Origin of the sequence: Limnohabitans sp. Hippo4, assembly GCF_003063605.1 — a bacterium.
In the GTDB taxonomy this organism is placed as follows: Bacteria; Pseudomonadota; Gammaproteobacteria; order Burkholderiales; family Burkholderiaceae_C; genus Limnohabitans_A.
The window spans coordinates 588,059-608,859 of record NZ_NESE01000001.1; the positions used below are offsets into that span (position 1 = coordinate 588,059).

Genomic DNA, 20,801 nt, shown 5'->3' on the forward strand with positions numbered 1-20,801 from the left:
TTATCTAGGAATTCTGATGACCTATTGCGTCGCCATCAAAACACGAGCTGGCTTGGTTTTCTTGTCTGACTCTCGCACCAATGCAGGCTTGGACATGATCAGCACTTACCGCAAGATGATCATTTATGAAAAGTCAGGTGATCGCTTCATGGTGCTTTTGTCTGCAGGCAATCTCAGCATTTCGCAGTCTGTGCGAGAGATGTTGCAAGTTGAAAAAGTCATCGATCATCCTGATGCTGAACCCATCACCATTTGGAATGCCAAAAGCATGTTTGACGCTGCGCGTGTATTGGGCGCAGCAGTTCGACACGTGCATGAACGCGATGCAGCTGCACTGAAAGCTGGCGGCGTTGACTTCAATGTGTCCATGATTTTTGGCGGCCAAATTGCGGGTGAAGGTATGCGGCTGTTCCAGGTTTACTCGCCTGGTAATTTCATTGAAGCCACGGCAGAAACGCCTTATTTCCAAATTGGCGAATCCAAATATGGCAAGCCCGTGCTTGATCGCGTCATCACACCAGACACACCTTTGGACGAAGCTGCCAAATGCGCACTGGTGTCAATGGACTCCACATTAAAGTCCAACTTGTCGGTGGGTCTACCGCTCGACATGGTGGTTTATGAAGCCGACAAATTGCAAAGCGACCGCGTTGTGTGCATTGACGATCACAACCCCTACTTCAACATGTTGCGCGACAACTGGGGCTCAAAACTCAGAGCCATGTTTGACAGCCTTGAAGACCCCGTCTGGAACGGCGAGGCCACCACCATCCCTCTCAAAACTTCCAGCAAAAATGCGCCTTTGAAGAAAATTTCGACGCCTGAAGAAAAACTCATCTAATGGCTTCCATTGTTTTTTCACATGGCAACAGTTTTCCTGCCAGCACTTACCGAGTTTTGCTTCAGGACTTAAAGCGACGCGGCTTTCACATCAGTGCCATCGACAAATTAGGGCACAACCCCCAGTACCCTGTCACCAGCAACTGGCCGCATTTGGTTCAAGAGTTGGCCGATTTTGCTAGCCAAGTGAAAGCGCAGTCGGGTGAAAAGCCCTTCTTGGTGGGTCATTCATTGGGCGGCATGCTCAGCTTGATGTGCGCTTCACTTCACCCTGAATTGGCTGCGGGCGTTTTGCTATTGGACTCGCCTGTCGTGTCGGGTTGGAAAGCCAGTGCGCTGAAATTTGCCAAGAAAACCAATTGGATTGGCTCGGTCAGTCCAGGGCGTATCAGCAAAACTCGCCGACAACACTGGCCCAGTGTGGCAGACGTGTTAGCGCATTTTCAACACAAGCGCGCCTTCTCCCATTGGCATCCGGATGTGCTGCAAGACTATGCCAACCATGGCACCCGCGAAGAAAACGGTCAACGCGTGTTGAGCTTTGACCGTGACATTGAGACGCAGATCTACAACACCCTGCCCCACAATTTAACGTCCATGCTCAAGCGTCATCCGGTCAAATGCCCTGTGGCCTTCATTGGCGGTACGCATTCACGCGAAATGAAAGTGGTGGGCACAGACATGACGCACAAAATTTCCAAGGGTCGTGTGATGTGGCTGGATGGCTCCCATCTTTTCCCGATGGAAAAACCCATTGCCAGCGCTGCAGCTGTTGAGGCGTCACTGCGCAACATGGGCGCAGAGCCGCGCTGAACCTGTCATCAAGCTGTGGGCATCAAGGTGCCCAAGTCACCACCCCTGTCCACGCGGTGCCCAGCACCACCAAGCCAAAGGCGATGCGATACCACGCAAAGATTTCAAAGCTGTGGCTGGCGATGTATTTCAAAAGCCAACGCACGCAAATCCAAGCACTGATGAAGGACACCACCAAGCCTGTTGCGAACAAGGGGATGTCTTCCATCGACAAAAGGGCACGCTCTTTGTAAAGGCTGTAGACACCCGCACCGATGAGGGTGGGAATGGCCAAGAAAAAGGAAAAGTCGGTGGCCGCCTTGCGCGACAAGCCCAACAACATGCCGCCAATGATGGTGGCACCACTGCGGCTGGTGCCTGGCACCATGGCCAAGCACTGCACCAAGCCCACCATCAGGGCGTCACGGCCGCGCATGTCTTCAACCGCCCGAATCCGCACGCTAGAGGGTGGTCTTCTTTCAGCCCACAAAATGATGAAGCCGCCCACAATGAAGGTGGTGGCCACCACCCAAGGTGTGAACAAATGTGCCTTGATGAGTTTGCCAAAGAGCAAGCCCAATATCACAGCCGGCAGAAATCCAATGAACACATTCAAGACAAAACGCTGCGCTTCAACTTGGTAGCGCAGAGCTTTGAGCGTGCTGCGAATCTTTTCCCAGTACACCAAGATGACGGCAAAGATGGCACCCGTCTGAATGGCGATGTCAAAGACCTTGGCCTTGTCGTCGTCAAACCCTAGCAACGCACCCGCCAAAATCAAATGGCCCGTTGATGAAATGGGCAAAAATTCGGTCAAGCCCTCTACCACGCCCATGACCGCGGCTTTGGCCAGCAACATTGAATCCACAGGTACTCCTTCGATATGCCTGAATTATCGCTCTTCAAGGGCCCGGCACCCTCTGTCTGCCTCTAAAATCGAGGGATGAGCACAGCCAACGACAAAGTCAAAGCGACAGACGCCCCCACCGACGGCCACAAGGTCAGTAACTTTTTGCGCCAGATCATCGAAGCCGATCTGGCCCAAGGCACCTATGCTCAGCGCCAATGGGCCGGCTCACCTGGTGACGCTGCGCACCACGCCAAAGGCACACCCGATCCCGCCAAAATTCGCACCCGCTTTCCGCCCGAACCCAATGGCTACTTGCACGTGGGTCACGCCAAAAGCATCTGCTTGAATTTTGGTTTGGCGCGTGATTACGGCGGCGTCTGCCACATGCGCTTTGACGACACCAATCCAGAAAAAGAAGACACCGAGTACGTCAATTCCATCTTGGATGCCGTGAAGTGGTTGGGCTTCGATTGGGATGCCCATGGCACCTCTCACTTGTACCAAGCCAGCGACTACTTTGACTTCATGTACCGCGCGGCCGAATTCTTGATTCAAGCAGGCTTGGCTTATGTTGATGAGCAATCTGCAGAAGACATGCGCCTGAACCGCGGTGACTTCACCACGCCCGGCAAAGACAGCCCCTTCCGTGCGCGCACCCGCGAAGAAAATCTGTTGCGTTTCCGTGAAATGCGCGACGGTCAATTGGCAGATGGAGCCGCCGTGCTGCGCGCCAAGATTGACATGGCCTCCCCCAACATCAACATGCGCGATCCGGCCATCTACCGCATTCGCAGGGCCACGCACCACAACACAGGTGACTCCTGGTGCATCTATCCGATGTACACCTTTGCGCATCCCATTGAAGATGCCTTGGAGCAAATTACACACAGCATTTGCACGCTGGAGTTTGAAGACCAACGCCCCTTCTACGATTGGCTGTTGGCGCGCTTGAGTGAGTCGCACACACTGGCCGATGGCGCAAGCCTGCCTGCTTTGCTTGCTCAACCCAATCCCAAACAATACGAATTTGCACGCCTGAACCTCACCTACGTCATCACCAGCAAACGCAAATTGGCACAGCTGGTCAGCGAAGGCAAGGTCAATGGCTGGGACGACCCCCGCATGCCCACCATCGTCGGTTTGCGCCGTCGTGGTTACACACCCGAAAGTTTGCAGTTGTTTGCTGAGCGCATTGGCGTGACCAAGAGCGACTCTTGGATTGACTACAGCACACTCGAAGGCTGCCTGCGCGACGACCTTGACCCCAAAGCAGCGCGCGCCATGGCCGTCCTTGACCCCATTGCCCTCACCATCACCAATTGGGATGAACTGATGGGTGCGGGAGCTTTAGACGACTGCCACGCCCCTGTGCATCCGCATCACCCCGAATTGGGACAGCGTCATTTCAAATTTGGCAAATCACTTTGGATTGAGCGCTCAGACTATGAAGAAACGCCGCCCAAAGGATTCTTCCGCCTGTTCCCTGGTAACAAAGTGCGCCTGAAATACGGTCACGTGATTGAGTGCACTGGCGCCAACAAAGATGCCAACGGTCATGTCACCGAAGTATTGGCTCAGCTCATTCCCGATACCAAGAGCGGCACACCGGGTTCAGACAGTGTCAAGGTCAAAGGTGTAATCACGTGGGTGGCGCAAACTGATGCTGCCGCTGCTGAAGTGCGTTTGTACGATCGCCTGTTTACCGAAGCCAACCCCGATGCGGGCGGCAAAGACTTTTTGGCCAGCTTGAACCCAGACAGCCTCAAAGTGATCACAGCTTATGTCGAGCCTTCATTGGCCAACAGCCAAGCCGATGCCAAGTTTCAGTTTGAACGTCATGGGTACTTTGTGGCCGACAGAATCGACCACGCCCAGGGCAAGCTGGTCTTCAATCGCTGCACGGGTTTGAAAGACACCTGGAGCAAATGAACGATCAATCAGTCGATCATGCTGGCAACCAGCAAGGTCACCGTACTGGCAACACCCACCAGCCAAGCCAAAGACCGCAATTTGTCTTGATCGCTTAAATAACAAGCGATGTAGGCAACTCGCGCCGCAATGAAGATGCCAGCACACAACTCAATTTGCTCGGGCGCCACATCGACGTACATCGCCATCAAAATGCTGACCGCGTAAAGCGGAAAGGCCTCAAAACAATTGGCTTGTGCTGCATTGGCGCGAGCACGGTAACCGGTTTGTTGAGACAACCATTCGCGTGGGTTGTGGTTGTCGTAACTTCGCTTGCCTGCTTTGGCGATGCCCGCGCAAACCCAGGGCATGGCGCCTGCAATCAAGATCGAAGCAATGGGAAAATTCATGGTGTTCTTTCGACAGCGTTAAACAATCTTCACGCTCAAATTGGGCAAACGATCAATGTGCATTTCAATCACATCACCGCGCACCACAGGCCCGACATTCTCAGGCGTGCCTGAGTAAATGATGTCGCCAGGGAAAAGTTCAAAGGCTTCAGACAATTTGCTGATTTGTTCTGCAACGGACCAAATCATGTTTTTCAAATTGGAGTTTTGTTTGACTTGGCCATTGACCTTCAGCCAAATGTTGCCTTCTGTGAAATGACCAATGCTGGCCAGTTTGTGCAATGCCCCGATAGGCGCTGACATGTCAAAACTTTTGCCAATTTCCCAGGGCTTCTTTTCGTCGCCCATGGCGCGCTGCAAATCGCGGCGAGTCATGTCAAGTCCCAGGGTGTATCCCCAAACCAGGTCTAAAGCTTTTGCAACGGGAATGTTGCGACCACCTTTGCCCAATGCAGCCACCAATTCGGCTTCGTAGTGGTAGTTTTTGGTCAAAGGGGGATAGGGGTGGTTGGCCACTGTGCCCGCGGCCACATACTGAATGGCATCGGTGGGTTTTTGAAAGAAGAAGGGTGGCTCGCGTGTGGGATCCGAACCCATTTCGCGGGCATGTGCCGCATAGTTGCGACCAATGCAGTAAATGCGGCGAACAGGGAACATTTCATCAGACCCCACCACCGGAATGTATACCTGTGGCACATCAAAGGGGGTTTTGACTTTTTGCTGCGCAATGCCGGGGGTGGCGCAACCCAAAAGTGCACCGGTTGACATCAATGCTGAGCCTTGGAAAAAATTCCGACGATCCATGTGAAATCCTTCAACGTTGAACTTGAAAACAGTATGCCCGAAGCCCTAAACTCGGGCATTGGCACTATCCCCAGTCCTGTCACTTAGAATTTGGGGTCTAACGCTTCCGCACAGGAAATATTCATGTCTTTGCATTCAATTCGCGCATTTTTGCTGGCCTTGGTCTCTGCCGTCTTGGTAGCGGCCTGTGGTGGGTCCTCCAGCTCGACCACACCACCCCCACCCGAAGGCGGCATCAGCGTCGTTCCTGGTGACAGTCAAGTGACCGTGAGCTGGAAAGAAACGCCAGGTGTGGAGTATTGGATTTTTGCGGCCCCCAACAACCCCAACCTGACCCTGAGCACTTGGTTGGCCACCACGGGGTCTACCTATCGACTTAAAGTGACATCACCATTCGTCGTGACAGGTCTGACGAACGGTACCCCCTACTCGTTTTTCATGACAGGTCGCATCAACAGCGGACCTGGAGGCGCTGCCACGCCCACAGTCACGGCAACACCGCGCTTAGCGGGCACCACTTGGACGGCGGGTACCAACCTCAACACAGGCACCAAGACGGGCATGACTTATGGCAGTTATGTTGAAACCGCCACCAACACCACCAAGCTGGCCTACTTGGCTGTCGGCAATGGTGGGCGTCTCTATACAGCCACCAGCATCGACACCTGGACGGCACTCACACCCGTGGTCACCTCCGATTTGAACGCAGCTGAATTTGGGTTTGCCAAGTTTGTGGCCGCAGGTGCTGCTGGCAAAGTGATTTACAGCAGCGACACCAAAACATGGACTCAAGCGGCCAGCATCACCACCCAAAATTTGAATGCCATGGCCATCAACGGCAGCTTGGCTGTGGCTGTGGGTGACAACGGCACCATCATCACCAGCAAAGATGCCATCACTTGGACTTTGGCCACCAGTGTGCCAACTACGGCGCATTTGCTGGGCGTAGCCTACACGGCTTCTGGCACCTGGGTGGCCGTTGGCGCTGCAGGCACCATTCTCACCAGCACGGATGGCGCCACATGGACAGCACAAACATCGGCCAGCACAGCCGACTTGAAAGCAGTCGGCGCCTTGGCCAGTGTTCTGAATGGCACCACAACATATCAGTTCATTGTGGTCGGTACCAACGGCACGGTACTCAGCAGTGCTGATGCCATCACATGGACCGCGCAAAACGCCAACACCACAGCTTCTTTGAATGCCCTTTCCGCCACCAATCAATTCTTGGCCGTCGGCGCCAACGGCACCATCATCACAAGTGCAGACGGCATCAACTGGACACGCCAAGTTAGCAACACCAGCGCTGAGCTCAAAACTCTGCTGCGCGCAGAAAATCAATACATTGCCGTGAACACGGCGGGTGGCATCGTTTCTTCCAAGTAAGTTGAAAGACCCTAGCCTTCAATGTTCAATTCTTGAATTTTGCGTGTGATGGTGTTGCGGCCAATGCCCAATTTGACAGCCGCCTCAATGCGACGTCCGCGTGTGGTGGCCAGTGCAGCTTGAATCAACAAGGATTCAAAACGGCGCGTCAACACGTCCCAAACATCTTGTCGGTCGGTGCTTAACAATTGCAGCGCCTCCACTTCCAGCGCGCTCTCCCAACCTGCATGAGGCCCCAAATTCACCAAGGCGTTGGCAGGTGCAGCCTGCCCCACAGCGGCAGCCTCAGTAACACCAGCATGGTCGTTTGCCTTAAGGGGTGCAAGCACAGCGTGCGTGTCTGAACTCGGTGACAAAACTTCGGGCGGTAAATCCTTGGCCTCAATCATCTGCGCTGGGGCCATTACGGTGAGCCAATGGCAAATGTTTTCAAGCTGACGCACATTGCCTGGGAAATTGAAGTGACTCAAAATTTCCAAGGCTTGGTCTGAAATGCGCTTGGGTTCTACACCCAGCTGCTGCGCGCTTTGCGACAAGAAATGTTTGGTGAGCACATGCACATCCTCACGTCGCTCACGCAAGGCGGGCAATCGCAAACGGATCACATTCAAACGGTGAAACAAGTCTTCGCGGAACACGCCTTCTTTGACGCGCTGCTCCAGATCTTGGTGGGTGGCCGCAATGACCCGAACATTGGCTTTAACGGCACTGTGGCCGCCGACGCGGTAAAAATGGCCATCGGACAAAACACGCAGCAAACGCGTTTGCAAATCAAAGGGCATGTCGCCAATTTCGTCCAAGAACAGTGTGCCGCCCTCGGCCTGCTCAAAGCGACCACGGCGCGACGTTTGAGCACCCGTGAAGGCACCTCGCTCATGGCCAAAGAGTTCGCTTTCCAACAAGTCTTTGGGAATGGCCGCTGTGTTGATGGCCACAAACGGACCATTGGCGCGGGGGGAATGCTTGTGCAGTGCACGCGCCACCAACTCTTTGCCAGAACCCGACTCGCCGGTGATCATGACGGTGACATTGCTTTGAGACAAGCGCCCAATGGCGCGAAACACATCCTGCATGGCCGGCGCTTGGCCCAACATTTCAGGTGTGGATGCCATCAACTCTTCGGCCACCTCTTCGCGCTGGCTTTCTTCCAAGGCTCGGCGAATCAACTCAATGGCTTTGGGCAAATCAAAGGGTTTGGGCAAATATTCAAAGGCACCGCTTTGAAATGCAGAGACGGCACTGTCCAGGTCAGAAAACGCCGTCATGATGATGACGGGCAAACCAGGCAGGCGTTGCTTCACTTCTGTCAGCAAATCCAAACCAGAACCACCCGGCATGCGAATGTCGCTGACCAACACTTGAGGCCCTTCGCGGCCTTCATCCGTGTTCAACGCGGCCAAGACCTCGCGCGGGTTGGTAAAGCTGCGTGTGGCCAAACCCTCGCGCAACAAAGCCTTCTCTAGGACGAATCGAATAGATTGGTCATCGTCTACGATCCAGATAGGCTTCATGGGTCTTAACTTTCTTTAAGTGGCATGCACTGAAACAAGTCAGGGCAACGGAATCAAAATTTTGAAATCAGTTCGACCTGGAACGCTTTCACACTCAATCAAGCCATGGTGCTGCTGGACAAAAGTCTGCGCCAATGTCAGACCTAAGCCAGAGCCCCCTTCCCTTCCCGTGATGAGCGGAAAGAAAATTCGGTCTTTGATCGAGTCTGGAACACCAGGCCCGTTGTCAATCACATGCAATTCCAATGCCAGTCGATACCTTTGCTTGCCAAAGGTGACTTGCCGGGCAATTCGTGTTCGAAAGATGAGCTGGGCATCGCCCTCGGTGATGCGATCGGACATGGCCTGGGCGGCGTTGTGTGCGATGTTCAGAACAGCCTGGATCAGCTGTTCCCTGTCGCCTCTGAACTCGGGAATGGACGTGTCGTAATCGCGAACCACCCGAATGCCTCTTGGAAACTCAGAAACAATCAAGGACCTGACGCGTTCGCACACTTCATGGATGTTGACGTCCCCCACCATGTGAGGACGGCGATGGGGCGCTAGCAGCCGGTCTACCAAGGTTTGCAAGCGGTCGGCCTCTCGGATGATGACTTGCGTGTACTCCGTCAGTTCTTTGGATTCCATTTCCATTTCAAGCAACTGCGCGGCACCTCGAATGCCTCCCAAGGGGTTCTTGATTTCATGCGCCAAATTGCGGATCAACTCTTTGTTGGCTTGGGCTTGGTCTATCAGGCGTTCTTCTCGGTCTTGACGGGTTTGTTGCTGAATGGGCAGCAATTCAATGATGACCTCATCCACATTGTCCGACTGCGCCACAATCACGTGAACAGGCAAGGCCTCTTCGGGATTGATGCGCAACAACTCGGAGTCATATCGCAAGGCTGCAAATTCATTTGCCTTGGCGCCATTCAAGGCATGCTTCAATGGCTGTGGGTCGGCAAAAAACTGAAGGAACGAGTCACCTTCCAAGCTTCTGCGCGATTGGCCCATCACGTCTTCTAATTCAGCATTCACAAAGAGCACAGCGCCATTGCTGTTGAGAACAGCAATGGGCGTGGCCAGCAAATCAAATGCGTGGAATCGGCTTTGTGGTAGTGATTTGGATGGCAGGGTCATGAGAGGTTCACTTCGATGTTGCAGCACTCAAAGGGCTTGCCATTTGCAAGCCGTAACGACTGAGCTCTCGCTGCAAAGCTTGGAGATCTCGCTCCATGCGCTGGACTTGCGCTTTCAATGCCATGGCACGCTGCGGGTCATTTGTCTGATGCATTGTTTCGCCAGCCAGCGGCGTCGACTTGCCACGGTTGTACTGCTGCACCAATTCGGCGTACTGAGCACTTAACTTTCGCCACTCATCCTCCAAGATGGTGCGGGCTTGCGCCTTGCGTTCAAGCGAATCAGCAGCGGGGCCCGTTTGAACCACAGAAGCATCCATGACCGCAGTACCCGTTCCTTTGTGAGAACTTGTTTGCACACGCGTGCCTTCAATTTGCGTCGGCTGCGATATGTTCAAGGGTTGACACAGTTTGGGATCAGTGGGTTGGTTGGTGATTTCTTGACCACATTTGTAAACCACTTGATTGGCTGTGGCACTGAATGCCAGTGACACCAGAACAAACGTGCCAAGACACATCCTCACGCTTGTGCTTTGCATTGCTGGACAGATGTATTTGTTCATTCGGTTTGTATCAGCCAAGAAAAAAGGACGGCCTGAGCCGTCCTTTTGAGGGTCGGGCTCAGGTGCCCAAACTCGCTGTGAATTACAGTGAGTAGTACATCTCGTATTCGATGGGGTGCACAGCTTGACGGAAGCGTGTGACTTCACCCATTTTCAATTCAATGTAAGCGTCGAGCATGGAGTCTGTGAACACGCCACCTTTTGTCAAGAAGGCACGGTCTTTGTCCAAATACTCGAGGGCTTGGTCCAAGCTGTGGCAAACGGTTGGCACCAATGCATCTTCTTCTGGAGGCAAATGGTACAAATCTTTGGTAGCAGCTTCGCCTGGGTGGATCTTGTTTTCCACGCCGTCCAAACCAGCCATCATCAATGCAGCAAAGCAGAGGTAAGGGTTGGCCATTGGATCTGGGAAGCGCGCTTCAATGCGGCGACCTTTGTCAGATGCAACGTGAGGAATACGGATGGAAGCAGAACGGTTGCGGCTAGAGTAAGCCAACTTCACAGGGGCTTCGAAACCAGGCACCAAACGCTTGTAGCTGTTTGTTGTTGGGTTTGTGATGGCGTTCAATGCACGTGCGTGCTTGATGATGCCGCCGATGTAGTACAGCGCGTAGTCTGACAAACCTGCGTAGCCGTTGCCAGCGAACAAGTTTTTGCCGTCTTTCCAGATGGACTGGTGAACGTGCATGCCGGAACCGTTGTCACCGACCAAAGGCTTGGGCATGAAAGTGGCAGTTTTGCCGTAGGCATTGGCCACGTTCCAAACCACATACTTCAATGTTTGAGTCCAGTCAGCGCGCTCAACCAAAGTGCTGAAGCGTGTACCGATTTCGTTTTGACCTGCGCCAGCCACTTCGTGGTGGAACACTTCAACAGGAATGCCCATGGATTCGAGAATCATGACCATCTCTGCACGGATGTCTTGTGTGCTGTCAACGGGAGGCACTGGGAAGTAGCCACCTTTGACGGTTGGACGGTGGCCGCGGTTGCCGCCTTCCATTTTCTTGCCTGTATTCCAAGGGGCTTCGTAGTCGTCGATCTTGAAGAACGTACCAGACATGTCGCTGCCGAAACGGACGTCGTCGAACAAGAAGAATTCTGGCTCGGGTCCGAAGTAAGCCGTGTCACCCAAACCGGAAGCCTTCAAGTAGGCTTCAGCGCGCTTGGCGATAGAACGTGGGTCGCGGTCGTAGGCTTTGCCATCACCGGGTTCCAACACGTCGCAACCCAAGATCAAAGTTGTTTCTTCGAAAAAGGGATCGATGTTGGCTGTGATGGGATCGGGCATCAACAACATGTCGGAGGCTTCGATGCCTTTCCAACCGGCGATAGAAGAACCGTCGAACGCGTGGCCGTCAGTGAACTTGCTTTCGTCAAAGTGAGAAATTGGCACGGAAACGTGCTGTTCTTTGCCACGGGTATCGGTGAAGCGGAAGTCAACAAACTTGACTTCGTTGTCCTTCACCATCTTCATTACGTCTGCGACGGTCTTTGCCATCAGAATCTCCTAAGGATGGATGTTGATAATTGGTTCTTCGGGCTTGCAGTTTTTATGCCAACAAAGGCAAGACGCCACAAATTCCCAAGAGCGCTATTGTGCCCCGAGGACAGGGTTATGACGAAGCCGCTTGCATGATTTTTTAGTGCGCACGCATGCACCATCCAAAAGCAATCAGGCACCATTATAGTGCAATTCTACTTAACGCACCATTTCGGGGCCAAACTCAACTTTGAAGGGTTGAAGGCCCGTTTTCAAGGCTGCAAAAGCCTCAGCAGAAAGACTCTCCTCGCCTTTGACGCCCAGTTCAATGTGTTTTCCCCATTGAGGATGGTCCACGCTTGGCAGACTGAAGACTTTGACACCTGGAAATTGCAACTCAATGGCTTCCATCAAGGGGGTTAGGGTTGCCTCCATGGCACCAAACACAATGACGGAACGCTCAGCACGTTTCGGGGCCGCTCCCCAGCTATGGCAATAAACGTCCAGTTTGTCTTGCATCATGGGCCAGGCCATGACGGGGAAGCCCGGCACAAAATGAACCATGCCCTGCCCTGCACCCTGACAAGTGAAACCCGGAATTTTGTTGTACGGGTTGTGAATGATCTGCGCGCCTTGCGGGAACATGCCCATGTTCAAGCGATGCTGATTGTCAGCGCGGTCAGGCTCATAGGGCAAACCTTGCTCTAGGGCCACATCGCGCACGCGCTCCAATATCAGCGCCTTGGCCTCAGCTTGCAATGCCAGTGGCACGCCCAAAGCTTTGGCAGCACATTGCCGGGTGTGGTCGTCGGGTGTTGCGCCAATGCCCCCGCATGAAAACACCACATCACCCGATGCAAAGGCTCGCGCCAAAACGGGTGTGATGCGCTCTGGCGAATCACCCACGTACTCTGCCCATGACAACTGCAAACCACGCTCGGTGAGCAACTCGATGAACTTGGGAAGGTGCTTGTCGGCACGTTTGCCTGACAAAATTTCATCGCCAATGATGATCAGGCCAATGGCAGGTGCAGGCTGCGAGGCCTGCACTGGCGTGTGATTCAAGGAGGTCATGCGAGCCTTGTGGTGTTCAATGAAAGCGAATGCATTCAAGCATTCAATATTTTGGATTCGACATCGACGATGTCGGCGGCTTGGGTTGAATCCTTGCGCCAAGTTGCAGGCGGCTCCGCACGAACTTGTGAGAGCGCATCGAGCAAGAAATGCACAAACCAAAGTGCTGAAAAAATAAACACCAGGGTGTAAATCCAAACTGCAATGGGAATGAGGACCACAAAGGCAGCCACAAACAAGGCGCCTGAGGCCCATACCAAGCTGGGCGCCGCACCCATCAGGCCCGTGATCACTCCCATGACGAGTAACTGAAAACGATAGCGTCGCATCAACTCTAAGCGTTCGGCGCGAGAGGCATGGTCGGCCAACACGTCATAGGTCATGACGCGATAAGTCAACCAACCCCAGATGAGTGCGGGCATCACCATGGCCATGGGAGGCAACCACCACAGAGGCAAGGTCAAAACCAAAGCACCCAAGGCCAACACCACAGACAAAAGAGTCCAAGCCAAGCCCTGCAACATCGATCCGCCGCGCTTGCGTTCGAGCTGCGCAAAACGTCGATCGGCCACCATGTTCACCAAGGCGGGTGTCATCATGAAGGAGACGGCCAACAAAGACATGACCACCACCAATGGGGTGACAGCCACAATCAGCAGCAAGGGGGGCACGACCGATTTCAGGCTCATCAAGCCCATGCGCTCTAACCAAAGCCAAGCCCAGTCTAAGGTGCTGCTGGCATCCATCCAAACACGCACGCTTTGCAATGCGGCATCCCAGTACAGCGCCCCTAAGCCCATCACAATGACCATCATCAAGATCAAAGGAACCAACGACAAGAAGATCACTTTGGGGTGAAAGCAATAAGCAACAGCACGCCAAAAAGAATCGGCCATGTTCCTCATGCGTTTTGCCTCCGCTCAAAAAGGCGAACCAAACCTAATTTCTGCTGCGCCCAATAACCACGGCCATAGTCTCGCCCTTCTTCGACTTGATCACGAACGCCCGTGGGGTCGTAGCGATCGGAAAAATCAGCGGTTTTGAATAGCATGTCCCACCATGGAAAGAGAACCCCAAAATTATGGCCACCCAAAGTTTTTCGTCCTGCTGATTCGTGCCCAATGCCAATGCTGTGATGCAGGCGGTGAAAACGCGGACTGATCAACAAGCGATCGCCCAGCCAGCCAAAACTGCATTTGAAATTGGCGTGCTCTAAGTTCTCCCACAACTGACTGACGGCCACCAAAGCTACAAACTGGCCAGGGCCGACGCCAATCAACTTGGCAACGATAGACAGCAGCATGGCTGTGATCACATCATCGAGCAGGTGATTTCGATTGTCTGTCCACAGGGTCATGTGGCGCTGCGAATGGTGCAGCGAGTGCAAAGCCCACCAGCGGTTGAACTGGTGCTGACCGCGGTGAATCAGGTAGTGCACCAAATCAAAAACAATCAAGTACAGCACAAAACTCACTGCAGCCTGATCGGTGACACCTGGCCAGATGGCATCGATGTTCAAAGTGGGAAAACCTTCAACCCGAAGCAAGCCAAAGCCTGTTTCAATGGCATTTTCAAACGTGAAAAACATGAACAACTTGAACAAGCCCAAACGCTGGACCAAGGTGTAAATGACATCTACACGCACGGCTGCTGCATCAGGCTGCTGTTCGATAGGACGCCATCTTTCCAAAGGTGCAATCAGGCACACCATGATCGCAATTTGAATCAAGCCCACCAACAACCAGCCCGTGCCTTCAAAAGCCACATCGAGCAGGTTGCCCGCACCGCCATTAAAGGCGATGGGTAGCACCACATTTTCAAACAGCAAGGTTTGCAAATTAGCAAACGCTTCCGTGAAAAAATTGACAACATTGGAAAGCATGTTGAAGCGTTCAGCCTAAGGAGTTTCAGTGAGGCACATCAGCCAAGAGTTTCGAATATTGCGGGTGCTGACGCAAGCTGGCAAAGCAAAAACCCTTTTCTTTCAAGCCCAAGACCAGAGGCTCCAGCACGGCAGGTGCCCACGGGTCTTGACGCGACCAGATGCCCAAATGCGCCATCAAAATATCCCCACTGCGGATGTTCTTCAGGGCACTTGCCAAAAGCTTTGGGTTGGGATGTGTTTGACTCGAAAGCTCGTCCCCTAAAAATCCTGCAGGCGACCACCCGACATGGGTGTAGCCGCAATCTTTGGCCGCCTGCAACAAAGCGGGCGATGTTTTGCCACCGGGTGCGCGAAACAAAGGCAAGGCCTTGCGCCCCGTCATGACTTCCAAACGATCACTGGCTTTCTTCAAATTGGCACAGTAATCCGCTGCGTGCCAGTTTAAATTTTGGCCATTCTGCTCACCTGCGCTAGGCCGAATTTTGAAATGTTGCGCGTCGATGTCGGCACGCCAATAGGCATGGTCATAAGTGTGGCTTGCAAAGTCGTGGCCATTGGCAGCTTGCGCTTTCCACCAAGGGGCCCAGTACTGGCCCAAGGTGCCGTCGCCCTCTTGCGTTTTTTCATGCGCCGCAAAATAGGTCACGGGCACTTGGTGCTTTTGTAACACTTGTGAGATCAGGGGCGCGACACCCATGTGGCCCGTGTCAAAGGTCAGGTACACCGGCTTTTTGCACTGCGGCGTGGTGGGCACACCATTCAGGGCCCAAGCAGAACTTGTGAGGACTGAGGCCAACAAGCCCCAGCCCAAGCACTTCTTGCCGAGCTTACTGACGAGGCGCATGGTCTAAGGTCCACACACCATGCGGCGACTTGCCCACTTTGATTTGTCGAACCACTTTGCGCGTGCTCATGTCAATGACACTCAGTTTTTGCGCCCAACGTGATGCCAACAAAATGGTTTTGCCATCGGCCGTGATGTCCATGCAATCAGGACCGGTTGGGCCGGGGTATTGGTCCACCACGGTGAAGTTTTTGTAATCAATTTTGCTGATGGTGTTGGCCACTCGGTTGCTGACCAGCACGTGTTGTTTGTCACCAATGGCACGGAATGCATGCGCGCCCTTGCCTGTGGTGATTTTTTTGATTTTTTGTGCGGGACCGTTCGAAACGTCATAAACCTCCACCCCATCGCCACCCGTCAAACCGATCAACAAGTGCTTGTCGTCGGGGGTGCCGAACACATCGGCGGGCATGGTGCCAGTTTTGACGCGCCACTTGATCGCTTGCGTCGCAAGATCTACTGCCACCAACTCATTGCTGTCTTGCATGGTGGCCCACACCGTGGTGCTCTTGCTGTCTATCCAAAGGTGGCTAGGTGTTTTGGAGGAAGATATGCGCCTGACCAAGGTGGGCGTTTGGCCATCCCACTTGTAAATGTCAATGTGGTTGAGGCGGTTGGCCACCGTCACAAACCATTTCATGTCAGGCGAGAAACGCAACTGGTAGGGATCCAAAATGCCTGACACCACGCGCTGAACTTCTGCTGTGCGTGGATCGATAAAAGTGAGCGAGTCGGACAGTGCGTTGGCCACAATGACCGATTTTTCGTCGGGCGTGAGGTACAAATGATGGGGCTCTTTGCCTGTTGGAATGCGTTTGGTTTCTGTCCAAGTGACGGGGTCAATCACACTGACGTTGCCATCCAGCGAATTCAAAACAAAAATGGGCGCTGGCGCTTGAACTGCGGGAGCGGCAGGTGCTGGCTGCGGCGTTGCGGACATGGCAGAAGCGATGCTGAAAGTGGCCAAGCCTAGGGAGAGTGTCAGTGCGCGAAATATCATCCCTCAAGTGTACTGGGGTATTGCAACAGCGCGTTGGGGCATGGCCTCTAACTTTGACAAATTAAGGACATTCTGATGTCAAAATGTGCGCATGACGTCACCTACTTTGATCGCCGTCAAAGGTCTTGAATTAGAGGTTCTCCACATTCCTCGCGCGCAAGCCTCGAACACGCTCTCGCCCAAACCCAGCTGTGTCTTTTTGCACGAAGGTCTGGGCAGTGTGGCCTTGTGGAAAGATTGGCCCCAAAAAGTTTGCGAAAGCTTAGATTGCGAGGGGTGGGTTTATTCACGCAGAGGTTATGGTCAGTCCGAGGGCATCCCGGATGTGCGCGGCGCTGGGCGCCTTCGTGCCGACTACATGCACCATGAAGCACAGGTGGTTTTGCCCGCTTTGCTGGCAGCCTTGAACATTCAAAGCCCCCTGCTGATCGGTCACTCAGATGGCGGCACCATCGCCTTGATTCATGCCAGTCAATTTGAGGTGGCTTCTTGCGTTGTCATGGCGCCGCATGTGATGGTGGAAGACATTTCCATTCAGGCCATTTCTCAAGCCCGAGACAACTATGACAAATTAAAGCCGAGGCTTGCGGCGTTTCACAAAGATGTCGATGTGGCGTTTTGGCAATGGAACGATGTGTGGCTGAGTGAAGAATTTAGAAGCTTCGACATTCGCCCTTTGCTGCACCACATTCAAGCCCCCTTGTTGGCCATCCAGGGCATGGACGATGCTTACGGAACCATGGCGCAGATCGATGAGATTGCTGAGAAGGTGCCACATACCCAAGTGGTCAAGTTGTCCCAGTGTGGCCACAGTCCGCACAAAGACCAACCCGAGCAAGTGCTTCAGGCTTTGAAATATTTCTCAAGTTCGCTGGGCAAAATCCAACGCCACTGACCTGGCGCCAAATCTTCAGGCAATTGCAAATTGCCAATGGCACTGCGGTGCAAACCTTCAACCCGATTGCCTACTGCCGCCAGCATGCGTTTAACTTGGTGGTACTTGCCTTCGGTGAGCGTGAGCCTCAAATGCGTGTCCGACACTTTTTCGCAAGCTGCGGCTTTGACGGGTTTGGGGCTATCGTCCAACACCACGCCCGCCAACAATTTTTCAACTTGTCCGTGGGTGATCTCGTGCTTGGTAGTCACCTCGTACACCTTGGGCATGTGGTGCTTGGGCGAGCTCATGCGGTGAATGAATTTGCCATCATCGGTCAGCAATAACAAGCCCGTGGTGTCTTGGTCTAGACGGCCCACTGCTTGCACGCCTTGCACAGCGGCCTTTTGGGGACGCGTTCTTAAGGGCGAAGGCAGCAAGGTGTAAATGCTGGGCCATGTGGATGGCTTTTGCGAACACTCAGTGCCTGTGGGCTTGTGCAGCATGAGGTAGGCACGGTCAAAGTACGGCCACTCGGTGCCCTGCACTTTGAACTTGAGGTTTTCGGGGTCGAAGAAAGCGCCGGGGTCTTCTTGCACCTCGCCATTGACGCTGACGTAGCCCTGCTGCACCAAGCCTGCGCAAACGCGGCGAGTGCCGAAACCTTGGCTGAAGAGAATGTCTTCAAGGCGCATGGGTTTCATGGCACAGCTCCGCGCATAAATTTTGCAGCCAAAGAATTACTTCAAGGCCTTGAAACGCACGCGCTTGGGCTTGGCGCCCTCTTCGCCCAAACGTTTTTTCTTGTCGGCTTCGTACTCTTGGTAGTTGCCGTCAAAGAACACCCACTGGCTGTCGCCTTCGGCGGCCAAGATGTGGGTCGCAATGCGGTCAAGGAACCAACGATCGTGGCTGATGACCATGACCGAGCCTGCAAACTCCAGCAAGGCATCTTCCAAGGCGCGCAATGTTTCCACGTCCAAGTCGTTGGAGGGTTCGTCCAGCAGCAACACGTTGCCGCCTTCGATCAGTGTTTTGGCCAAGTGCAAACGACCGCGCTCACCACCCGACAGCATGCCGACTTTCTTTTGCTGATCGCCACCGTTGAAGTTGAAGCGACCGCAATAGGCACGGCTTGGCATTTGGAATTTGCCGACAGTGATGATGTCGAGGCCGCCCGACACATCTTCCCAAACGGTTTTTTCGTTGGACAAGTCGTCCCGGTTTTGGTCAACGAAGGCCATCTTGACGGTCTGACCAACCTTGATCGTGCCACTGTCTGGTTGCTCTTTGCCGGCAATCAGTTTGAACAAAGTTGATTTACCGGCACCGTTAGGGCCGATGATGCCGACGATGGCGCCAGCGGGTACTTTGAAGCTGAGGTTGTCGATCAGCAAACGGTCGCCGAAGGACTTGCTGACGTTGGTGAATTCAAACACCTCATTACCTAAACGCTCGGCAACGGGAATGAAAATTTCCTGTGTTTCATTGCGCTTTTGGTAGTCGTAGTCGCTCAATTCTTCGAAGCGTGCCAAACGGGCCTTGCTCTTGGCTTGACGGCCTTTGGGGTTGGAACGTGCCCATTCCAATTCTTTTTTCATGGCCTTGGTACGAGCGTCTTCGGTGCGCTGTTCTTGCTCCAAGCGGGCTTCTTTTTGCTCCAACCAAGTGGAGTAGTTGCCTTTGTAAGGAATGCCGTGACCACGGTCCAATTCCAAAATCCATTCGGCCGCATTGTCTAGGAAGTAACGGTCGTGGGTAATGGCCACCACGGTGCCGGGGAAGCGTTGCAAGAACAACTCAAGCCAATCGACACTTTCTGCGTCCAAGTGGTTGGTGGGTTCGTCCAGCAGCAACATGTCGGGGCGGCTGAGCAACAAGCGGCACAAAGCGACGCGGCGTTTTTCACCACCAGAGAGTTTGCCAATGACGGCATCCCACGGGGGCAAACGCAAAGCGTCAGCTGCAATTTCGAGTTGGTGATCGGACGCATCGCCCGCTGTGGAAATGATGGCTTCCAACTTGGCTTGCTCGGCGGCGAGCGCATCGAAGTCGGCGTCTTCTTCAGCGTAGGCTGCATAGACTTCTTCGAGGCGAGCCTGCGCCGCTTTCACTTCGCCCATGCCGCCTTCAACCGCTTCGCGCACGGTTTCGTTGGGGTCCATTTGGGGCTCTTGGGGCAGATACCCAATTTTGAGTCCGGCCATGGGAATGGCTTCGCCTTCAATTTCCTTGTCGATGCCGGCCATGATTTTCAGCAAGGTGGACTTGCCGGAACCGTTCAAGCCGAGCACACCAATTTTGGCGCCAGGAAAGAAGCTAAGGGAAATGTCTTTGAGAATTTGACGCTTCGGCGGCACGATCTTGCCGACGCGGTTCATGGAAAAAACGTATTGGGCCATGGCTGGGATGCTCTTCAAAAGGGAGGGGAATGTGCATTTTCCGGAATGGAAAGGATAAATTCCCGAGCCTGCGATTATCCCAGTCTTTGGCACCCTACTTTCGCTTTAGAGCGCTCGAAATCTTTCAAATTACAGAATGCGGTCGCCTGATTTGCCACTTCGGCTGGAAAACTGGACCCGAGCGTCTTGCGTTTCAAGCCCAATTCGGGCTGCCCTGCCCCCATAAACCTCAGCTTTAAGCCATTCGGCTTCGGCATCCAAAGCTGCAGCTGATTTCACAGAGGTGTACCAAACCCTGGCTTCTGCGTCCCAGCGGTAGCCGCGGGCTTTGAGCTTGTCTTTGGTTTCAAAAGGAGAACCAAAGGCTTTGACCACCGTACGAGCGTTTTGGGACGACTCGAAGAGTTGCAAGAGACCCGTGACAGCACCTTCTGGCTTGTCGGATTTCAAAGGGGTGGACAAGACACGCAGCAAGGCATGGCAATCCACCTGAGCACGGTGGGCGTCGTAGAACCAACCCAACTCGCTGCACAAAAACTCTAATTTAGCGGAGCCCAAGCCTTGGGCTTTCCAATCGATGCCTTGGAACGAACAGGCCCAAGCCTTGTGTTCAAACACTTCAAGACGATTTTCAACGAAGGGGCGATCAAAGCCAGCGTTGTGCGCCACGATCAGGTCAGCACGCTCCACCATGTCTTTGATTTTTTCTTCATTCAATCTTTGACCCTTCACGTCTTGCGCCGTGATGCCCGTGAGCTTGACAATCTCGGGGGGAATAGGACGACCTGGGTCTTCGAAGTCTTCATAGACTTCAACCTCACCCACGGGTTTGCCGGTTTGCATGTCCACGTCCACAGCCAGCATGGCCAACTCAATGATGCTTTCTGCTCGCCAATCAAGGCCCGTTGTCTCGGTGTCCAAGATCAACACGCGTTGGGTGGGACCACCCGTACCAGGGCCAAAATCCAAAATGGGCACCAAGCGTCGCTTGACTTTGAAGTCGGGGTGCGCCGAGAGCTGATCGGCCATGTCATCAAAATTCATCGCGAACTCACTGGAT

Annotated in this window: 20 protein-coding genes; 5 read left to right on the top strand and 15 right to left on the bottom strand. The window is 53.7% G+C overall.

Going from position 1 to position 20,801, the window contains the following annotated elements; genetic code table 11:
• The first annotated feature begins 16 nt into the window (after positions 1-16).
• Together B9Z46_RS02700 and B9Z46_RS02705 are read left to right on the top strand one after the other, a co-directional pair.
• Complete coding sequence (locus B9Z46_RS02700; RefSeq protein WP_108254437.1) at positions 17-841, top strand: proteasome-type protease; 825 nt, start codon at positions 17-19, stop codon at positions 839-841.
• Positions 841-1,653, top strand: coding sequence for an alpha/beta fold hydrolase (locus B9Z46_RS02705; RefSeq protein ID WP_055360314.1), 813 nt, complete (start codon positions 841-843; stop codon positions 1,651-1,653). Before B9Z46_RS02700 ends, B9Z46_RS02705 begins: the two co-directional genes overlap by 1 nt.
• Positions 1,654-1,675: 22 nt before the next feature.
• Here the strand turns inward: B9Z46_RS02705 and B9Z46_RS02710 are convergent, their stop codons facing one another.
• A complete protein-coding gene (locus B9Z46_RS02710) occupies positions 1,676-2,500 on the bottom strand; it encodes an undecaprenyl-diphosphate phosphatase (protein ID WP_055360313.1) in 825 nt (274 codons plus the stop codon).
• A 75-nt stretch (positions 2,501-2,575) separates the two neighbouring features.
• Here B9Z46_RS02710 and B9Z46_RS02715 point away from each other — a divergent pair, with 75 nt between their 5' ends.
• Complete coding sequence (locus tag B9Z46_RS02715; protein ID WP_108254438.1) at positions 2,576-4,411, top strand: glutamine--tRNA ligase/YqeY domain fusion protein; 1,836 nt, start codon at positions 2,576-2,578, stop codon at positions 4,409-4,411.
• A gap of 8 nt (positions 4,412-4,419) precedes the next feature.
• On the opposite strand, the gene B9Z46_RS02720 is transcribed toward B9Z46_RS02715, so the two are convergent.
• Together B9Z46_RS02720 and B9Z46_RS02725 are read right to left on the bottom strand one after the other, a co-directional pair.
• Positions 4,420-4,800, bottom strand: coding sequence for an MAPEG family protein (locus B9Z46_RS02720; RefSeq protein ID WP_055360311.1), 381 nt, complete (start codon positions 4,798-4,800; stop codon positions 4,420-4,422).
• Positions 4,801-4,818: 18 nt separating this feature from the next.
• On the bottom strand, positions 4,819-5,604 hold the full coding sequence (locus tag B9Z46_RS02725) for a fumarylacetoacetate hydrolase family protein (RefSeq protein ID WP_055360310.1): 786 nt from the start codon (positions 5,602-5,604) through the stop codon (positions 4,819-4,821).
• 123 nt (positions 5,605-5,727) lie between these two features.
• On the opposite strand from B9Z46_RS02725, the gene B9Z46_RS02730 reads away from it, so the two are divergent.
• Positions 5,728-6,990 (top strand): hypothetical protein, encoded by a 1,263-nt coding sequence (locus tag B9Z46_RS02730; protein ID WP_108254439.1) that lies wholly within the window; start codon positions 5,728-5,730, stop codon positions 6,988-6,990.
• Positions 6,991-7,001: 11 nt separating this feature from the next.
• Here the strand turns inward: B9Z46_RS02730 and ntrC are convergent, their stop codons facing one another.
• From ntrC to B9Z46_RS02775, 9 genes are all read right to left on the bottom strand, one after another.
• Positions 7,002-8,501 (bottom strand): nitrogen regulation protein NR(I), encoded by a 1,500-nt coding sequence (gene ntrC / locus B9Z46_RS02735; protein ID WP_108254440.1) that lies wholly within the window; start codon positions 8,499-8,501, stop codon positions 7,002-7,004.
• Between the two features lie 39 nt (positions 8,502-8,540).
• The gene (gene glnL, locus B9Z46_RS02740) at positions 8,541-9,620 is read right to left on the bottom strand and encodes a nitrogen regulation protein NR(II) (RefSeq protein WP_055360307.1); all 1,080 of its coding nucleotides are present in this window, start codon (positions 9,618-9,620) and stop codon (positions 8,541-8,543) included.
• A 7-nt stretch (positions 9,621-9,627) separates the two neighbouring features.
• On the bottom strand, positions 9,628-10,113 hold the full coding sequence (locus tag B9Z46_RS02745) for a hypothetical protein (RefSeq protein ID WP_146179215.1): 486 nt from the start codon (positions 10,111-10,113) through the stop codon (positions 9,628-9,630).
• A 151-nt stretch (positions 10,114-10,264) separates the two neighbouring features.
• Complete coding sequence (gene glnA, locus B9Z46_RS02750) at positions 10,265-11,680, bottom strand: type I glutamate--ammonia ligase (protein WP_055360305.1); 1,416 nt, start codon at positions 11,678-11,680, stop codon at positions 10,265-10,267.
• Positions 11,681-11,881: 201 nt separating this feature from the next.
• The gene (locus B9Z46_RS02755) at positions 11,882-12,736 is read right to left on the bottom strand and encodes a molybdopterin-binding protein (RefSeq protein ID WP_108254841.1); all 855 of its coding nucleotides are present in this window, start codon (positions 12,734-12,736) and stop codon (positions 11,882-11,884) included.
• Positions 12,737-12,771: 35 nt separating this feature from the next.
• Positions 12,772-13,632 (bottom strand): EI24 domain-containing protein, encoded by an 861-nt coding sequence (locus tag B9Z46_RS02760; protein WP_233245887.1) that lies wholly within the window; start codon positions 13,630-13,632, stop codon positions 12,772-12,774.
• A 5-nt stretch (positions 13,633-13,637) separates the two neighbouring features.
• Positions 13,638-14,618 (bottom strand): sterol desaturase family protein, encoded by a 981-nt coding sequence (locus B9Z46_RS02765; protein WP_108254443.1) that lies wholly within the window; start codon positions 14,616-14,618, stop codon positions 13,638-13,640.
• Between the two features lie 25 nt (positions 14,619-14,643).
• Positions 14,644-15,465 carry a polysaccharide deacetylase family protein gene (locus B9Z46_RS02770; RefSeq protein WP_055360302.1) on the bottom strand — a complete coding sequence of 274 codons (822 nt, stop codon included), beginning with the start codon at positions 15,463-15,465 and terminating at the stop codon, positions 14,644-14,646.
• Positions 15,449-16,405: a hypothetical protein gene (locus B9Z46_RS02775; RefSeq protein ID WP_108254842.1), complete on the bottom strand. Its 957-nt coding sequence runs from the start codon at positions 16,403-16,405 to the stop codon at positions 15,449-15,451. The genes B9Z46_RS02770 and B9Z46_RS02775 overlap by 17 nt, the downstream gene beginning before the upstream one ends.
• Positions 16,406-16,556: 151 nt before the next feature.
• Here B9Z46_RS02775 and B9Z46_RS02780 point away from each other — a divergent pair, with 151 nt between their 5' ends.
• The gene (locus tag B9Z46_RS02780) at positions 16,557-17,360 is read left to right on the top strand and encodes an alpha/beta fold hydrolase (RefSeq protein ID WP_108254444.1); all 804 of its coding nucleotides are present in this window, start codon (positions 16,557-16,559) and stop codon (positions 17,358-17,360) included.
• Here B9Z46_RS02780 and B9Z46_RS02785 read toward each other — a convergent pair.
• From B9Z46_RS02785 to B9Z46_RS02795, 3 genes are all read right to left on the bottom strand, one after another.
• Positions 17,309-18,034: a pseudouridine synthase gene (locus B9Z46_RS02785; protein WP_108254843.1), complete on the bottom strand. Its 726-nt coding sequence runs from the start codon at positions 18,032-18,034 to the stop codon at positions 17,309-17,311. The genes B9Z46_RS02780 and B9Z46_RS02785 overlap by 52 nt on opposite strands.
• A 45-nt stretch (positions 18,035-18,079) precedes the next feature.
• Positions 18,080-19,741 carry an energy-dependent translational throttle protein EttA gene (ettA, locus tag B9Z46_RS02790; protein ID WP_055360300.1) on the bottom strand — a complete coding sequence of 554 codons (1,662 nt, stop codon included), beginning with the start codon at positions 19,739-19,741 and terminating at the stop codon, positions 18,080-18,082.
• A gap of 129 nt (positions 19,742-19,870) precedes the next feature.
• Positions 19,871-20,785, bottom strand: a complete 915-nt coding sequence (locus B9Z46_RS02795; protein WP_233245888.1) for a 3'-5' exonuclease — start codon at positions 20,783-20,785, stop codon at positions 19,871-19,873.
• Positions 20,786-20,801: the final 16 nt, after the last annotated feature.

Bases quoted from the DNA above. Each gene is read 5' to 3' on its own strand.
- B9Z46_RS02720 (WP_055360311.1), bottom strand. From the start codon at position 4,800: ATGAATTTTCCCATTGCTTCGATCTTGATTGCAGGCGCCATGCCCTGG.
- B9Z46_RS02770 (WP_055360302.1), bottom strand. From the start codon at position 15,465: ATGCGCCTCGTCAGTAAGCTCGGCAAGAAGTGCTTGGGCTGGGGCTTG.
- B9Z46_RS02775 (WP_108254842.1), bottom strand. From the start codon at position 16,405: ATGTCCGCAACGCCGCAGCCAGCACCTGCCGCTCCCGCAGTTCAAGCG.
- glnA (WP_055360305.1), bottom strand. From the start codon at position 11,680: ATGGCAAAGACCGTCGCAGACGTAATGAAGATGGTGAAGGACAACGAA.
- B9Z46_RS02785 (WP_108254843.1), bottom strand. From the start codon at position 18,034: ATGCGCCTTGAAGACATTCTCTTCAGCCAAGGTTTCGGCACTCGCCGC.
- B9Z46_RS02715 (WP_108254438.1), top strand. From the start codon at position 2,576: ATGAGCACAGCCAACGACAAAGTCAAAGCGACAGACGCCCCCACCGAC.
- B9Z46_RS02730 (WP_108254439.1), top strand. From the start codon at position 5,728: ATGTCTTTGCATTCAATTCGCGCATTTTTGCTGGCCTTGGTCTCTGCC.
- B9Z46_RS02780 (WP_108254444.1), top strand. From the start codon at position 16,557: ATGACGTCACCTACTTTGATCGCCGTCAAAGGTCTTGAATTAGAGGTT.
- B9Z46_RS02760 (WP_233245887.1), bottom strand. From the start codon at position 13,632: ATGGCCGATTCTTTTTGGCGTGCTGTTGCTTATTGCTTTCACCCCAAA.
- B9Z46_RS02765 (WP_108254443.1), bottom strand. From the start codon at position 14,618: ATGCTTTCCAATGTTGTCAATTTTTTCACGGAAGCGTTTGCTAATTTG.
- B9Z46_RS02705 (WP_055360314.1), top strand. From the start codon at position 841: ATGGCTTCCATTGTTTTTTCACATGGCAACAGTTTTCCTGCCAGCACT.
- B9Z46_RS02755 (WP_108254841.1), bottom strand. From the start codon at position 12,736: ATGACCTCCTTGAATCACACGCCAGTGCAGGCCTCGCAGCCTGCACCT.
- B9Z46_RS02700 (WP_108254437.1), top strand. From the start codon at position 17: ATGACCTATTGCGTCGCCATCAAAACACGAGCTGGCTTGGTTTTCTTG.
- B9Z46_RS02725 (WP_055360310.1), bottom strand. From the start codon at position 5,604: ATGGATCGTCGGAATTTTTTCCAAGGCTCAGCATTGATGTCAACCGGT.
- B9Z46_RS02795 (WP_233245888.1), bottom strand. From the start codon at position 20,785: ATGAATTTTGATGACATGGCCGATCAGCTCTCGGCGCACCCCGACTTC.
- ntrC (WP_108254440.1), bottom strand. From the start codon at position 8,501: ATGAAGCCTATCTGGATCGTAGACGATGACCAATCTATTCGATTCGTC.
- glnL (WP_055360307.1), bottom strand. From the start codon at position 9,620: ATGACCCTGCCATCCAAATCACTACCACAAAGCCGATTCCACGCATTT.
- ettA (WP_055360300.1), bottom strand. From the start codon at position 19,741: ATGGCCCAATACGTTTTTTCCATGAACCGCGTCGGCAAGATCGTGCCG.